The sequence below is a fragment of the Streptomyces sp. NPDC059499 genome (assembly GCF_042749285.1).
Classification (GTDB): domain Bacteria; phylum Actinomycetota; class Actinomycetes; order Streptomycetales; family Streptomycetaceae; genus Streptomyces.
Genome location: NZ_JBHYTT010000004.1, coordinates 244,778 through 260,328, shown reverse-complemented (window position 1 = coordinate 260,328; position 15,551 = coordinate 244,778). Strand labels below are relative to the sequence as shown.

The following is a 15,551-nucleotide window of genomic DNA, read 5'->3' as shown; positions in this document are numbered from 1 at the left end:
GGTGGCTCAGGCTGCCGGGGCGAGCACCGCCCCGGCGGCGACTTCGATCCGCACCTGCCGGGTCGTGCCGTTCACACTCACCGCGAGCGTGACGGTGCCGGGCCGCAGTGCGGTCAGTGTGCCGGTGACCGGGTCCAGCGCCGCGACGTGGCGCCCGCGGGCGTCGCCCGGTTCGCCGATGCGGAGATTCGGGGAACCGGTCCAGTCGGCACTGAGCGGGAAGGCGACCGGCACGGTCCTCGCCCCCTGGGTGACGCTCGCGCCGACCCTCGTACGCTCTCCCGTGCCGATCACGGACGGCGCGTCGAGCGTCAGGGCGTCGACGTGGGCACGCGTCTGGGCCGACACCCAGTCCGGTCCGCCCTGCCACGGGCGGTGGCGGGCCGTCGTCTGCTCCGCGGGCGACACGCGGTCGGCGCCGATCAGGCTCCAGCCGGTGAAGCCTCCCTCGTCCGCCGGCCCTGCCGGTGCCTTGCCGGAGTTCCCGTTGATCAGATACGGGACGCCGTCGACGTGCGAGGCGTGGAAGACGCCCACATGACTGCCGATCAGGGCCGCCCCCTTGCCCGTCGTGCGGCGGAAGCCGGCGAGCCACTGTTCGACGAGAGCCGCTTCCTTCCTGTCTCCGAGCTGGCTTCCCTTCTGGACGGTGGGGTCGCGCGGCGGCACATGCTCGATCAGCATGACGGAGCCCACCGACGAGTCCTTCGCCGCCGCGTCCAGTTGCGCGCGCAGTTCCTTGATCTGGGCGAAGCCGCCGCCGCGCAGGCTGAGGCTCGATGTGTCGAGCGTGATGACACGGGTGCCCTTGTGGTCGAACGTGCGCTGGGCGGGGCCGAATTCGGTGATGAAGTTGTCGATCTTCCCGCCCATCACCTCGTGGTTGCCCGGTACGTAGTACCAGGGCAGGGTGTCGCCGAGTTCCTCCTCGAGGACGCGGCGGGCGAAGGCGAGGTCCGCGGGTGATCCCTCGTCGACGAGGTCTCCGTTGACGACCAGGAAGTCCGGCTGTGCGGCCTTGATCTCCTGCAGGGTGCGACGGGCCTGCCGGACGATCGCGCTGTCCGGGTCGCGAGCGACGAACTGGGCGTCGGACATCACCGCGAACTGCCAGTCCCTGCGTTCGGTGACGGCGGCCGGGTCGATCAACGGGTCCGCAGGGAGCGTCTGTTCGGGCAGCTCGACGGTCGGCGGCACCTGGGCGGACAGGTCGTCGATGACGATCTCACCGGTGTACTGCCGGGCGGCCACCGTCTCGGCGAGATAGAAGCGGTGCACGGACAGCGGCATCGCCACACCCTGCGGTACGGCGAACGTGACCTGGCGCCAGCCCGTCCAGGTGACGTAGGGGCCGCGCAGCAGCTGGTCCGAACCCGCGGCGTCCTTGAGGTGCAGGGTCGGCCAGGCGCCGTTGCCGTCACCCTTGATCCACAGGGTGAACGACTGGGGCTGGCCGGGTACGGGGACGGCCTGCGGTGGCGCGGCGTAGGCGGCGCGCGTCGCGGTCGACATGGTGAAGTCGTAGGTGAGCCGCAGCCCGGTGCCGGTGTGCCCGTCGGGTGTCGCGGCGAGGGAACCGGCCGCCCTGGCCTGGCTGAACTTCCAGGACCCGGCGTCGTCGAAGGCCGACACGGCCTGCTCGGTGAGCCCGACGCTCACCGCGAGGGTGGTGGCGGCGCCCTGGACGGTGGCCTTGATCTGTCCCGCGCCGCTGCCCGTGCGGGACCTGACGGTGAACGAGCCCCGGCCGTCGTCGTCGATGTCGAACAGGGCCCGGTCGTAGTCGAGGGTGACGTCGTCCGGCTCCACGGGTGCGCTGCTGCCGTGGGCGTCGAGGCCCACGATGCCGAAGGTGCCGGTTGCCTGCGTGTCGGCGAGGCCGACCCGGACCGTCGTCGGCTGGATCCGGACCAGCCGGTCCAGGACGGTGAGCGTGGTGGCGCCGTGGGCACCGGCCCGTTCCGCCCGCACGTCGGTCGTGCCGCCGCGGCGGGCGGTGAAGGTGCCGTGGGAGTCGACGCCGCCGATGGCCGGGGCGGTGGTGCGCCAGCGCGGAGTGCCTCGGGCGGGCCCGTACGTCTCGTCGAACCCGGCGGCCGTGAGCTGTCGCGTCAGGCCCGGGAAGACGCGCTCGGGGTGGCCGCCCCTGACGGGGTCGGCGCCGGGGGCGGCACCGGCCGGTGTGCGGGTCTCCACCCAGAATCCGTGGAGGCTGCCGCTGCCGTCGGGCGCGGTGAGGGCGAGGCCGTTGGGTACGGTGCGCTCGCTTCCGTCGGACGGACTGTTCTCCACCTGGAGCGTGTCGCTTCCGGGTTCGCGGGCGACGAGTGTCGACGAGCCGCCGCCGTCCAGGTTGAGCGCGCTGTACGAGCCCGCCTGACGCATCATCAGGCCGAGCTCGGTGAGCGTGACGCCGCCGCTGTCGGTCTGGCGGCCGTCGACGGTGACGACCTGCATGGTGCGGCCGTCCTTGGAGAAGCCGACCGCGGTGCGGGGCGCGGCCGTGTTGTTGCCCTCGCCGTCGTGGTTCTGGGCGGCACCGTCCACGACCAGGAGCTCCCTGCCGCCGACGGCGGTCCGCGGCACGGCTCCGCTGTCGGTGCGTGCCCGGTACTCCATGGCGACGGGGTCACCCGGCTTCAGAGCGGTCAGCAGCGCCGCTCCGGCCTCGCGTCCGACGAGGACGGTGGTGCCTTCGGGTACGGGCCCCGAGCCCGGGGTGGCCGACACGGAGACGACCTTGCCGTCCTGTACGGCCGCCTCGGCGACGGGGGACGCGTCGTCGACGGTCAGGGCGCGGTCCGCGCTGCCCCAGGCGGAGGTGTAGGCGCCCACTCCCCCGGCGGGCACGTTCGCGGCGTTGTACGCGGCGAGGGAATGCTGCCCGGAGGGAAGCGTCAGGCTTCCCTCGAAGTACAGCTGCAGGACACGCCCCGCGTTCTCCGGCCCGATGCCCACAGCGCGGTTGACGCCCGGGGCGGGCGAGTGGACCGGGCTGCCGTCCTTTATCCCGGGGCCCTGCGGCGCTCCGGTCTGGTTGATGTCGAAGAAGTCCGCGTTGATCGCGGCCACGGTGCGCCGGCCCTGACCAGGGTCGTGCCCGTCGGCCAGTTCGGAGACCGTGCGCCGTTCCGCGACCTTGCCGGCCGAGAGGTAGTCGGCGCGCGCTCCGCCGTCCAGGTCGACCGAGAGGGTGTCGACCCGTAGCCACTTGTCGGATTCGAGGCGGTCGTAGGAGCTGAGCCGGATGCCGGGGGCGAGCGGCCGGGAGCTCCGGGCGGTCTCGATGCCGTCGCCGTCCACGACGGCTCTCGCCCCACCGGACGGACTGCTCGCGGGCGGCGGTGCCACCGGTCTGAGGACCTCGGCGGAGTTGCGGGGGCGCGGATCGGGACCTGAATCGGCGGCTGCGGGCGCTATGGCCCCGACCGCCATCGCGGTCACCGTCGCGAGCAGCACGAGTGGCCGCACCGCGGTGCCGAGCATGCCTGGGCCCACAAGTCCTCCTGGTGCAGATCTGGTTGCGCCGGAAGTAAGCGCTGTCGGCGCACAGCATGGCCGGGCGTGCGGTGCCGCACCAGAGGGCAACGGGGACATCAGGAGAAACAGCGGGCGGCGAAGGAATGGCCGTCGGGGCCGGTGGCTCGGTCCTCGGCCGAACGGGCGGCCGTCGGTGGCCTTCCGGAGCACCGCCCGGCAGACTTGGCGACATGCCGACATCAAGGCGCAGTGCGGGCGTTCTGCTCTACCGGATCACCGCGGGCGGGCGGGACGTCGACGTGCTGATCGGGCACATGGGCGGCCCGTTCTGGGCGGGCCGCGAGGCGGCTTCCTGGTCGATCCCCAAGGGGGAGTACGAGCCCGGGGAGGAGCCGGCGGCAGCCGCCCGGCGTGAGTTCGAGGAGGAACTGGGGCTGCCGGTACCGGACGGCACGTGGGTGTCGCTGGGCGAAGCGCGTCAGTCGAGCGGAAAGACCGTGACCATCTGGGCCGTGGAGGCCGAACTGGACCCCGCGAAGGCGGTTCCGGGAACGTTCACCATGGAGTGGCCCAGAGGGTCCGGTGTGCAGCGGGAGTTCCCGGAGATGGACCGGTTCGCCTGGTGCACACCGGACGAGGCCGCGGAACGACTGGTGGCGGGCCAGCGCGTCTTCGTCGACCGGCTGCGCGGTTACGTCCGGGACGGGCAGGCCCCCACGGAACCGTAGGTCCCGAAATCCGGGCTCCCGGCTCCCGTCACCGGGCGGCCGGCCCGCAGTTCGAGGCGGTCCCCCGTGAAGCGGCCGCGGAAGCTGCGGTCGTGCGAGACGACGACAACGGCGCCCCGGTACCGGGCGAGTGCCGCCTCGAGCTCCTCGACCAGGCTCAGAGCGATGTGGTTCGTCGGCTCGTCCAGAACCAGCAGATCGGCCGGCCTGGTCACCAGTCGTGCCAGGGCCAGCCTGCGCTGCTGCCCGACGGAGAGCGCGGCGACGGAGACGGTCAGGTCCTCGGGACGGAAGAGGCCGAGCGCCAGCAGGTCCTCGGCGTACTCATCGGCGAACCCCGGCCGGCCCGCGGCGAACGTGGCGAGCAGCGAGCGGCGCGTCGGCCTGACGGGGAGTTCCTGCGGGAGGTAGCCGATCCGTGCCCGGCGCCGGACCGTGCCGGCGTCGGGCGCGAGGTCCCCGGCCAGAACACGCAGCAGGGTGGACTTGCCCGCACCGTTGGGTCCGGTGATCAGGAGTCTCTGCCCCGGGCCGATGCGCAGCGCGGGCAGGTCCAGGCGGTCGCCTACGACGACGGAATCGAGCTCGGCCAGCGGCTCGGAGCTCCCTGCCTCCGGGCCGGCCGATGTCACGAGTTCGGCCGTGAAGCCCAGCGGGCGGGGAGGCGCGGGCACGGGCGTGCGGCGCAGCGCCTCCAGGCGGACCCGAGCCGCCCTGACCTGCCCTGACAGTTTGGCTTCGTGCGATCTGCGGTGCTTGCCGAAGCCCTGCCCGGGATCCTTGCCGGTCGACGCCAGGCGTTGACCGGCCGCGCTCACCAGCTCCTCGGTCCGGGCCAGCTCGGCCAGCCACTCCTGGTGCTCCTGCGCCCATCGCCGGCGTGCGGCCGCCTTGGCTGTGCGGTAGCCGTCCCAGCCGTCCCCGTACCGGGAGACGCCGCGCAGGTCCCGGTCGACCTCAAGGATCACGGTGGTGGTCCGCTCCAGGAACGCCCGGTCGTGGGTGACGGCCACCACGGTGCCGCGGTGGGCGCGGAGATGGTCCTCCAGCCAGGTGACGGCGGCGACGTCCAGATGGTTGGTGGGTTCGTCGAGGAGGAGGAGTTCCGGAGCGGCGGCGAGTACGCAGGCCAGGGCCAGTCGGGACTCCTCCCCGCCGGACAGGGTGCCGAGTCGGCGGTCCCTGCCGAGGTGGCCCAGACCGAGGCCGTGCAGCGCCGCGTCGGCCCGGGCGTCGGCCTGGTACCCGCCGCGTTCCTCGTACGCCGACAGCAGGTCACCGTACGCGCCGAGCTCCGCCTCGGTGGGGTTCCCGTCGGACATGGCCGCCTCGGCGTCGCCGATCAGGCGCTCGAGGGTGCGGAGCTCGGCGAGGGCCGCGTCGATCGCGTCCTGGACGGTGCTGCCGGGGTCGAGCGTGAGGGTCTGGGCGAGGTAGCCGGTTCCGCCGGGGAAGGTGACGGTGATGTCGCCGCTCTCCGGGGCCTCGGCCCCGGCCATCAGACGGAGCAGGGTGGACTTGCCGGAACCGTTCTCGCCGATGACGCCGACCTTCTCGCCGGGACGGACGGTGAGGGACACCTGGTCGAGGACGGATCGGTCTCCATAGGCCTTGGAGACGTCTTTCATGGACAACTGGGCGTGGGGGCGCTGGGGAGTCATGGGGGCTTTCCCTGAGGTGACAGGCCCTCGGCAGCGCTCAGCGGAACGGCTGCGGGGCGGCGGTGTCGGTCGGCGGGAAGGACGGCGGCACGACAGCGCGACCCGGTGGGTCACGCGGCGACGCTCAGCGTCGCGCGGCGGCGTCCTGGCCGGGAATCAGAGAAAGAAGTAGTACGAACCCATGCGGGCCAGTCTAACCAGGCTCCGACGGAGACCGCCGTCGATTTTTCGGCCGGGGCGGCCCTGAGCCGTGCGCTCCGGGCGGCCGTCAGGGGTTGGCTGCGGTCGCTGTCGGGCTCGCATCCCGGGCCGGGTCAGGCCAGGCGTACCGGCAGCGCGAACCGAGGACGGACACCATGCGCACCCCCGCGGCACCCCTTCTCACCGCTCTGCCGCTCGCCCTGGCGGCGGTTCTGCAACCCGCGAGGGTCAGTGGTCGCTCAACGCTCCCGTGACGCGCTGGGGGTCGTCGCCTTCGGGCATCTGGCGCAGCCTGCCCGTGTCCTGCGGCCTGCTCAGGACGAGCGCCGCCACGTCGTCGCGGCGCACCCCGCCGGAGAACTTCTCCAGGTCGGCCTGGAGCGCGTCCAGCACCTGGCGGGGGTCACTCCCCGCCCACTCGGCGAGCCGTTCGTCCAGCGGATAGAAGGACCCCCCGGAGTCGCGGGCCTCGGTCACCCCGTCCGTGAACACCAGGAGCGCCGCGCCGCGCGGAAAGTCGAGCCACTCGGCGGCGCGCGCCTCCGTGCTGAGCTCCGCCAGCCCGAGGGGTACGGACGTCCGGTGCAGGGCGACCTTCGACACCGATTCGCCGTTCAGCAAGCGCGGTGGAAGGTGTCCGCAGTTCACGGCCAGCGCCCGGTCGTCGCCGTCGAATCCGAGCAACAGGGCGGTGACGAAGCGCTCGGTGTCCCCGGTGTCGGCGGAGAACTGGTTGTGCCGGGACACCGCGGCTTCCAGGGCGCCGGCCACCCCGGTGAGCTCGGCCTCCCGGATGGCCGCTTCACGGAAGGCCCCGAGCGCGGCGAAGCCCACTCCGATCGCGGGCAGCCCCTTGCCCTGGACGTCACCGATGATGACCCGTGTCCCGTACGGCGTCTGCACGACTTCGTAGATGTCGCCGCCGACGAGGCGGTCCTCCTCGATCGGCTCGTAGATCCCGTGCACCCGGACCTGCTCGGTGACGACGGGCAACGGCCGGAGGATCTGTCTCTGCAGTGCCACGGCTGCCGAACGCAGCCGGGCGATCTCCTTGGCGTGCCGGATACGGGCGGCGCAGGCGACGACTCCCAGGACGCTGGCCACGGCGGTGAAGCCGATGACGAAGGTGACGTCCCAGAACGCCCCGGCGGACCCGATGAGGGACGCGGCCACCACGACCGTGACCCACAGCGCCACGCAGACGGTCTGACGGACCGTACAGAAGACCGAGGCCAGGGCCGGCAGGACCACCAGGAGCGGAATGATGGGCAGCTCCTCGCCGGTGAGGACGTCGAGGAGGACGACCAGGACGGTCAGCACCACCAGCCCGACGGCGAGCGCCCAGCTCCTGACGCGGGAGGCACCGGCCGCCGCCTCACCCGGATCCGTCCCGGGCAGCGGTGTCCGGCGCGCCGCTGCCGGCAGCCGGAGCCCCATGACCATGAAAGGCCTCTCGCCGATTCATCGGTTTCATCCCACTTGTTCCAAACTACCTTTCTCCCGGCCCGGGGTCCTGGGGGCGGTACGCCGCTCCGGTTCCGCCGGGACCAGCGCCGAGAGGAACGAGGTCCGGCGGCGCAGCCGGAAGCCGAGCGATTCGTAGAGCCGGATGGCGTTGACGTTCGAGGCGGCCGCATGCAGGAAGGGCGTCTCACCGCGTTCCTCGATGCCGTGGGCGACGGCCCGGACGAGCCGCGTCGCGAGCCCCTCCCCTCGTACGGACTCGTCGGTGCACACGCCACTGATCTCGGTCCAGCCGGGCGGGTGAAGCCGCTCGCCCGCCATCGCGACGAGCACCCCGGAGCGGCGGATGCCCAGATAGGTGCCGAGCTCGACCGTGCGCGGCAGGAACGGGCCGGGCCGGGTGCGCGCGACGAGTTCCAGCATCTCCGGCACGTCGGCGGGGCCCAGGAGCACCGCCTCCGGGTCCGGTGCGGTGTCCACGCCGTCGTCCACCAGCTGCACACCCTCGGCCTGGAAGACGATCTCCCAGTCGTCCGGCGGCGGCTCCCGGAAGGCGGTGAGGGTGACGGACGCGCCCGGCCCGGCGAGCGCCGCGACATCGGCCCAGTCCTGCGCCTCGGGCCGGTCCGGCAGGGCGAGCCACGGGGTGACGTCGGGCGGGTAGCGCAGGATCCGGCCCCTGTGCTCCGCGAAGCGGGCATGGGGTCCGGTCAGCGAGGCGCGGGCCGGATTGTCCAGAGGGTGCGCAGCGCCCAGAGGGGTCGGGCCGCCGGAGGAGCTCATGCCGCCACCCCGCTCGCGTGTGCGGCGGTACCTTCAGGCACCGCTGCCCGGATCCGAACGGCGGCACCGGCGAACGGCTCAGGGAGCCGGCTTCCCGTACCGGGTCCGTCATGACGGTCGCGTACACAGGCCTTGGGCATGGGCTCCTCGCTCCGGTTGATCTCAGCGGCTGACGACAGCATCGGAAAGCCGATTCGTCATGCACCTATTCCCGGGACGCCCGACTGTTCATGAGCGTGTAATCAAGGCACCGGTCAGCGGCCCCCGCCGGTCGGCGGAGGGCGCGCCCCGCCTGCCGCCGCAAGACAGTCGGCCGGATCGCGTACCGCTAACGGGATCGGGCCCCCAACGTGCCCTTCGCTGTGGCACCCTGGAGACGGCCGCCCCACCGGGCTCCCCCGTACCGGTGGGGCGGTCTTGTGCTTACTCGCGCCCAGCGTGCCTGCGGGACGGCTTCCGGGAACGACTCCTGTGGACGGGCACCCGGGGCGGCTCCTGGGGCGATAGCGACGATTCCCGGCCAATACCGGGCATGTATGCGGCTCAAATCCGCCTTTCACGCATGCGGGCCGAGCCTCCGGGAAGGCGCCCAGACCTCATGGCCTACGACCTGAGGAGCGTGACGGCGCATGACGGAGCACACCGCGCGGACCGCCGACGTGACGCGAGCAGGAGCGGCGGACGAGCTGCCGTGGATCGAGGACGCGGGAAAGATCGCGCCCAAGGACGCACGCACCCTGTCGAAGCTCTTCTTCGACCGACTGCGGGTGCTCGAGGAGGGCACGCCCGAGTACCAGTACGCGCGAAACACGCTCATCGAGATGAACCTGTCCCTCGTCCGCTTCGCAGCGGGGCGCTTCCGCAACCGGGGCAGCGGCGACATGGAGGACATCGTCCAGGTCGGCACCGTGGGCCTGATCAAGGCCATCGACCGTTTCGACCTCTCCCGCGAGGTGGAGTTCACCTCGTTCGCCGTGCCGTACATCGTCGGTGAGATCAAACGGTTCTTCCGCGACACCAGCTGGTCCGTGCATGTGCCCCGGCGCCTGCAGGAACTGCGGGTCGAGATCGCCAAGGCGAAGGAGACCCTGTCGGTCGGCCTGGACAGGGACCCCACCGTGCACGAACTCGCCGAGCATCTGGGGCTCGAGGATGCGGAGATCACCGAGGGCATCGTCGCCGCCAACGGCTACACGGCGGGATCACTCGACATGCCGACCGACTCGGCGGATTCCGCGGGACACATGACGAGCGGCCGCACCTACGCGGATGTCCTGGGCAGGACCGACCCCGCCATGGAGACGGTGGAGAATCTCCATACACTCGCGCCCCTGCTGGGTGAACTCGACGCGCGTGAGCGCCGCATCATCGACATGCGGTTCGGCCAGGAGATGACGCAGGCTCAGATAGGTGACCGCCTGGGGATTTCCCAGATGCATGTCTCCCGGCTGCTGAGCCGCATTCTGGACAAGCTCCGCACCGGGATGTTCACGCAGGACTGACACCCGGCCCCGGCCCCGGCAGGCACGTCGTCGGGAGCCCCGCGCGGCCTCCCCACCTCCTCCCGCGCCATCCCGGTCCGCCGCACCCGCGCGAGAGGCGTGGGGTGCGGCGGACCGGTTCCGGCTGTGCAACTTCCCTCTGTTGCTGCGGTATTGCAGGTTCGTGGCCATCCCGACGGCATGCTTCCAGACCCTCGCACGGCCCTCTACGGTCCGTAGTCAGCCCGCCGCCGCCGCGTCGCCATCCGTGCTCGCGCGCATCCGCCACTGAACCACCGTGCGAGGAATGACATGAGCCAGCCCGTCGACTCCGTCACCGCAGGACACACTTCCGAGGACCACGACCGGCGGGACACCGGGGCCGCCTGGTCCTTCGAGACCAAGCAGATCCACTCCGGCGCCGTCCCCGATCCCACGACCGGTGCCCGTGCGGTGCCGATCTACCAGTCGACGTCCTTCGTCTTCCGTGACACGCAGCACGCGGCCGACCTCTTCTCGCTGGCCGAGCCCGGCAACATCTACACCCGGATCCACAACCCCACACAGGACGTCCTGGAGCAGCGGATCGCCGCGCTGGAGGGTGGAGTCGCCGCGGTGGCACTCGCCTCCGGACAGGCCGCGGAGACGCTCGCGCTCCTGACACTGGCCGGCGCCGGCGACCACATCGTCTCCTCGGCCTCGCTCTACGGCGGTACGTACAACCTGTTCCGGCACACGCTCCCCCGGTTCGGCATCGAGGTGTCGTTCGTCGAGGACCCCGACGACATCGAGGCGTGGCGGTCGGCGATCCGGCCCAACACCAAGGCCCTGTTCGCGGAGACGCTCGGCAATCCGCGCGGCGACGTCCTGGACATCCGGGGCGTGGCGGACGCGGCGCACGGGGCGGGGATTCCGCTCGTCGTCGACAACACCGTGCCGACCCCGTACCTCCTGCGGCCCCTCGAGCACGGCGCGGACGTCGTCATCCACTCCGCGACGAAGTTTCTCGGCGGGCACGGCACCACCATCGGCGGTGTCGTCGTGGACGGCGGCACGTTCGACTTCGGTGCACACGCGGAGCGCTTTCCGGACTTCCACACCCCGGACCCGAGCTACCACGGCCTGCGGTACTGGCCGGACCTGGGGCACAGCGCCTTCGCCGTGAAGCTGCGGGTCCAGCTGCTGCGCGACCTGGGGCCCGCCCTCTCTCCGCACTCCGCGTTCCTGCTGCTCCAGGGTGTGGAGACGCTGAGCCTGCGCCTGGAGCGGCACACCTCCAACGCGCTGACGCTCGCCCGGTGGCTGGAGAGCCGCGACGAGGTGTCGGCCGTGCACTACGCGGGGCTGGAGTCGAGTCCCTGGTACGAGGCGGGGCAGCGCTACCTGCCGCGCGGGGCCGGAGCCGTGCTCGCTTTCGAGCTGCGGGACGGGGTGGAGGCGGGCAAGCGGTTCGTGGACGCGGTCGAACTGTTCAGCCACCTCGCCAACATCGGTGACGTGCGGAGCCTGATCATCCACCCCGCGTCCACGACGCACAGCCAGCTGACCGAGGAGCAGCTCGCCGCCACGGGCGCCACCGCCGGCCTGGTGCGTCTCTCGGTGGGTCTGGAGAACGTGGACGACCTCAAGGCCGATCTGGAGGCCGGCTTCCGCGCCGCCAAGGCGGCGTCCTGAACCGGGTCGCCACGTCCCCCGCACTCCCTCTCCCGCCGGCCGCCGGAGGCTGGCGGGAGGGGGATCCGTCCGGCCGCCGCTCGTGGGTGGCGCTGAACGGTCCGCTCAGGCTCGAGTCGGGGGCCGAGCTGCCGGGCGTACGGCTCGCGTACGAGACCTGGGGCAGGCTCGCGCCGGACGGCGCCAACGCGGTGCTGGTCCTGCACGCGCTGACCGGTGACAGTCACGCGGCGGGCCCTCCCGGGCCGGGGCATCCGACCGCGGGCTGGTGGGACGCACTGATCGGGCCGGGCCGGGCGTTCGACACCGACCGCTGGTTCGTCGTCGCGCCGAACGTTCTGGGCGGCTGTCAGGGCAGCACCGGTCCGTCCTCCCGGCGCCCCGACGGCACCCGCTGGGGGGCCGACTTCCCGTATCTGACGGTCCGTGACCAGGTGGCGGCCGAGGCCGCGCTCGCCGACGCTCTCGGCATCGGCCGTTGGGCTGCGGTCGTCGGCGGTTCGATGGGGGGCATGCGCGCCCTCGAATGGGCGGTGAGCCGGCCGGACCGTACGGGATCGCTGCTGGTGCTCGCCACCCCGGCCGCGGCGTCGGCGGAACAGATCGCCTGGGGCAGCGTGCAGATCTCCGCGATCCGCGCCGACCCGGGCTGGCGGGGTGGCCGGTACCACGACGCCCCGCCCGGCTCGGGTCCGCACCGTGGGCTCGGCCAGGCTCGGCGGATCGCCCATGTCACCTATCGCAGCGAGGCGGAGCTGGGGGCGCGGTTCGGCCGGGAGGCGCAGTCCGGAGAGGTTCCCTCCCAGGGCGGGCGCTACCAGGTGGAGTCGTACCTCGACCACCATGCCGCCAAGCTGGTGCGCCGCTTCGACGCCGGCAGCTATGTGGCGCTCACCGAGGCGATGAACGGACACGACGTGGGCCGGGGCCGCGGCGGTGTCGCGCAGGCGCTGCTCCGTGCGGGCATGCCCGCCCTGGTCGCGGGAATCGAATCGGACCGGCTCTATCCGCCCTCGCAGCAGGCGGAACTGGCGGCGCTGCTGCCCGGTGCGGACCGGCTCCGGATCATCGCATCCCCTTACGGACACGACGGTTTCCTCATCGAGACCGGCCAGGTGGGCGGCCTCGTTGAGGAGTTGCTGCCCGCTTCGTGACCGCTTCCTGCCCCTCCCCTACCCATGGAGCGCCCATGAGTTCCGTAGAGCCGTCCGAAGCCGCGTACGACCGGATGAGACTGCGTCAGTGGTCCCGCGGCCGTGCCAGATCGGCGGGGATCGACCGCCGCGATCTTCTGAAGCTGGTCGCGGCGGCGTCGGCCGCCGTCCCGCTGATTCCGGCCGCCGCCTCCCCGGCCCATGCGGCGGGAACCCTGGCGGGCGTGGTGAAACCGCTGCCGCCGGAGCTGTTCACGGTCCGCGGCACCAACGCGGAGACGAACTTCGCCGCTCTGCGCGACACCGGGCTGCTCACCCCCGTCGACCGCTTCTTCGTCCGCAACCACACCGCGACGCCCCGCATCGAGGCGGCGGACTGGAAGCTCACGGTCTGGGGCAGCGGGCTGACGGGCGGGCCGGTGGACTTCTCGTACGCCGCGCTGCGCGCCCTGCCGTCCGTCACCCGTACCGCGTTCGTCGAGTGCGCGGGCAACGGCCGCAGCTTCTATACCTCGCAACAGAACCAGCAGGTCAGCGGCACCGCCTGGACCCTCGGCGCGATCGGTACGGCGCGCTGGCGCGGGGTGCGGCTCGCCGATGTGCTGCGGCTGGCCGGAATCGGCAGGGACGCGGTCGATGTCCTGCCGCGTGGACTGGACGCGGAGGTCGTCAGCGACGGGACGAACCTGGGCCGGGTGCGCAGGCCTCTGCCGGTGTCGAAGGCTCTGGACGACGTCCTCCTCGCCTACGAGATGAACGGCGAGCCGCTGCCGCCCGACCACGGCCATCCGGTCCGGCTGATCGTCCCGTCCTGGGTCGGCATCGCGAACATCAAGTGGGTGGGTGACATCGAGGTGAGCGCGGAGCCGCTGCTGAGTCCGTGGAACACGGGCCTGTACCGGCTGTTCGGACCCGGGTACCCGCCGGAGGGCAGCGATCCGCTGACCCGGCAGACGCTCAAGAGCGCCTTCGAGGTGGCGCCCGGTGCCACCTTCGCCGCCCACCGCAGGCACCTGCTTACGGGCCGGTCCTGGTCGGGCGGCGCACCGGTGCGTCTCGTCGAGGTCAGCACCGACGGCGGCACCCGGTGGCGGCCCGCCCGGCTGCGCGACGAGCCCAGGAGCGGCAGCTGGGTCCGCTGGACGGCCGACTGGGTTCCGAAGGAGACGGGCCCCGCCGTGCTGCTCGCCCGGGCGACGGACCGGTCGGGCCGCACCCAGCCTGCGACGGCGGCCCACAACACGCAGGGCTACCTCTTCGACGCGGTGGTCCGCCACCCCGTGACGGTCGTCTGACCCGCCCCGCTGCTATTCGGCGCGGCCCGCGTAGTACGTGGCGATCATGTCCTCGGCACCGTGTCCGGCCGCCTCCGCCCGGGTGAACCGCTCGGCGGAGGCGGCGACCAGATCCAGCGTCACCCCGGACGTCCCGGCCGCGTCGAGGATCAGCCGGGTGTCCTTGAGCGCCGTGGAGAGCGCGAAGCTCGGGGTGAGGTCACCGGAGAGCACCGCGGCGGCCTTGCCCTGCAGGTACGGGGTGTCGAGCGGGCCGCCCCTCACCGCGTCCAGGAACAACTGCGGGTCGATCCCGAGCCCCTCGGCGAGATTGAGGCATTCGGCCACACCGTTGACCAAGTTGATCACCCAGGTGTTGGTGACCAGTTTGAGCCGGGTGGCCGCTCCCGGGTCCTCCCCGACCCATACGGTGCGCTGCCCGATCGCCTCCAGGACCGGCAGCGCCGTCGCGCGGGCGGAGGAGGGGCCGGAGACGAACACCGTGAGGGTGCCCTGCTCGGCGGGCTGCCGGGTGCCGGAGACCGGGGCGTCCAGGTAGACGAGTCCGAGGCCGGACGCCCGGTGGACAAGGTCGGTGGTGGCGTCGAGGCCGACGGTGGAACTCTGCAGCCATACCTGTCCGGGGCGGAGTCCGGCAGCCGCGGCGGTGAGGGTCCGGGCCACCGACGGGCCGTCGTTCAGCGCGGTGAGGACGACATCGGCGCCGCGCACCGCTTCCTCCGCGGTGTCCGTCACGGTTGCCCCGTCCGCGGCGAGGGGTGCCGCCTTGGCCTGCGTACGGTTCCAGGCGCGGACGGGGAGTCCGGCCCTGAGCATGCTGCGCGCCATACCGGATCCCATGATCCCGGTGCCGAGGACCGCGACGGTCGGTGTGGGGGCGGCGGTGGTCATGGGGAGATTCCCTTCCTCGGTGCGCCCCGCACGGCTGCGACGGCGCGACTGGGTGACGGGGCTCAAGCCTGCCGCAGCGCGCCGTCGAGTACGGCGCGGTGTACGGCCCGGGCGAGTCGTGATCCCCAGCGTGAGCGCGGGCCGGCGAAGGGTTCCCCGGCCTGCGCCCCGGGGTCCGGAGCGGCGACGCACACGGCGTCCGTGGGGGTGCCCGAGCAGTTGAGGCCGGCGTCCACGAGCGCTTGGACCTTGGCTTCGGTGGCCGTTGCCACGGCGTTGACCAGGGCGGCGTCGGAGAGGGCCACGGGGACGGTGACGACGATGTTGACCGTGCCAGGCGGCAGCGGGCCGTCGGTGCCTCCCGCCGGGTCCGCGGCCCATCCCCGTACCCCGAGACCGCTGGTGACGGTGGCCGTGACGCCCCCGTCGCACGCGACGGTGTGGGCGGTGACGTCCGCGGCCGTCATCAGACCGGCCCCGGGGCCGCCGAGCTCCTCGGATGCGGCGATCTCGGCGAGGTGCCGGTCCGGGTCCAGCCGCGGGTATCCACCCGGTACCTGCGCGTTGAGAATCCAGGCCCGCGGCCCTATGCCGCCGCCCAGGACAGCGCTGCTGCAGACTCGCCAGCCGGGTCCCAGCCGCCAGACCAGGTGGTGGAGGCGGAGGCCTTCCTCCTGCCTGGCCAGCAGTTCACCGCGCTGTCCGGGGATGCGGGTCCGTACGGAATCGATGGCGCACC

At 72.4% G+C, this 15,551-nt stretch carries 11 protein-coding genes; 5 read left to right on the top strand and 6 right to left on the bottom strand.

Annotation, left to right across the window (positions count from 1 at the left end):
• Positions 1 to 6: 6 nt before the first annotated feature.
• Positions 7 to 3,486 carry a phosphodiester glycosidase family protein gene (locus tag ACFW9O_RS12865; RefSeq protein ID WP_384608906.1) on the bottom strand — a complete coding sequence of 1,160 codons (3,480 nt, stop codon included), beginning with the start codon at positions 3,484 to 3,486 and terminating at the stop codon, positions 7 to 9.
• A 224-nt stretch (positions 3,487 to 3,710) separates the two neighbouring features.
• Between ACFW9O_RS12865 and ACFW9O_RS12860 the strand changes: the two genes are divergently transcribed.
• Complete coding sequence (locus tag ACFW9O_RS12860) at positions 3,711 to 4,208, top strand: NUDIX domain-containing protein (RefSeq protein WP_384608319.1); 498 nt, start codon at positions 3,711 to 3,713, stop codon at positions 4,206 to 4,208.
• Here ACFW9O_RS12860 and abc-f read toward each other — a convergent pair.
• From abc-f to ACFW9O_RS12845, 3 genes are all read right to left on the bottom strand, one after another.
• Complete coding sequence (gene abc-f / locus ACFW9O_RS12855) at positions 4,172 to 5,869, bottom strand: ribosomal protection-like ABC-F family protein (RefSeq protein WP_384608317.1); 1,698 nt, start codon at positions 5,867 to 5,869, stop codon at positions 4,172 to 4,174. The genes ACFW9O_RS12860 and abc-f overlap by 37 nt on opposite strands.
• 429 nt (positions 5,870 to 6,298) lie before the next feature.
• Entirely contained in the window at positions 6,299 to 7,513 is a 1,215-nt protein-coding gene (locus ACFW9O_RS12850) for a PP2C family protein-serine/threonine phosphatase (protein WP_384608314.1), read from the bottom strand.
• Between the two features lie 27 nt (positions 7,514 to 7,540).
• Complete coding sequence (locus ACFW9O_RS12845; RefSeq protein ID WP_384608311.1) at positions 7,541 to 8,317, bottom strand: GNAT family N-acetyltransferase; 777 nt, start codon at positions 8,315 to 8,317, stop codon at positions 7,541 to 7,543.
• A gap of 629 nt (positions 8,318 to 8,946) precedes the next feature.
• Between ACFW9O_RS12845 and ACFW9O_RS12840 the strand changes: the two genes are divergently transcribed.
• From ACFW9O_RS12840 to ACFW9O_RS12825, 4 genes are all read left to right on the top strand, one after another.
• Positions 8,947 to 9,819 carry an RNA polymerase sigma factor SigF gene (locus ACFW9O_RS12840; RefSeq protein WP_384608308.1) on the top strand — a complete coding sequence of 291 codons (873 nt, stop codon included), beginning with the start codon at positions 8,947 to 8,949 and terminating at the stop codon, positions 9,817 to 9,819.
• A 291-nt stretch (positions 9,820 to 10,110) separates the two neighbouring features.
• Positions 10,111 to 11,472 carry a bifunctional o-acetylhomoserine/o-acetylserine sulfhydrylase gene (locus ACFW9O_RS12835; protein WP_384608306.1) on the top strand — a complete coding sequence of 454 codons (1,362 nt, stop codon included), beginning with the start codon at positions 10,111 to 10,113 and terminating at the stop codon, positions 11,470 to 11,472.
• Positions 11,469 to 12,626: a homoserine O-acetyltransferase gene (locus ACFW9O_RS12830; RefSeq protein ID WP_384608903.1), complete on the top strand. Its 1,158-nt coding sequence runs from the start codon at positions 11,469 to 11,471 to the stop codon at positions 12,624 to 12,626. Before ACFW9O_RS12835 ends, ACFW9O_RS12830 begins: the two co-directional genes overlap by 4 nt.
• A 35-nt stretch (positions 12,627 to 12,661) precedes the next feature.
• Positions 12,662 to 13,921: a sulfite oxidase gene (locus tag ACFW9O_RS12825; RefSeq protein ID WP_384608303.1), complete on the top strand. Its 1,260-nt coding sequence runs from the start codon at positions 12,662 to 12,664 to the stop codon at positions 13,919 to 13,921.
• 12 nt (positions 13,922 to 13,933) lie between these two features.
• On the opposite strand, the gene ACFW9O_RS12820 is transcribed toward ACFW9O_RS12825, so the two are convergent.
• Together ACFW9O_RS12820 and ACFW9O_RS12815 are read right to left on the bottom strand one after the other, a co-directional pair.
• Positions 13,934 to 14,878: an NAD(P)-dependent oxidoreductase gene (locus tag ACFW9O_RS12820; RefSeq protein WP_384608300.1), complete on the bottom strand. Its 945-nt coding sequence runs from the start codon at positions 14,876 to 14,878 to the stop codon at positions 13,934 to 13,936.
• The gene (locus ACFW9O_RS12815) at positions 14,875 to 15,498 is read right to left on the bottom strand and encodes an adenosylcobinamide amidohydrolase (protein WP_384608900.1); all 624 of its coding nucleotides are present in this window, start codon (positions 15,496 to 15,498) and stop codon (positions 14,875 to 14,877) included. The genes ACFW9O_RS12820 and ACFW9O_RS12815 overlap by 4 nt, the downstream gene beginning before the upstream one ends.
• Between the last annotated feature and the right edge of the window lie 53 nt (positions 15,499 to 15,551).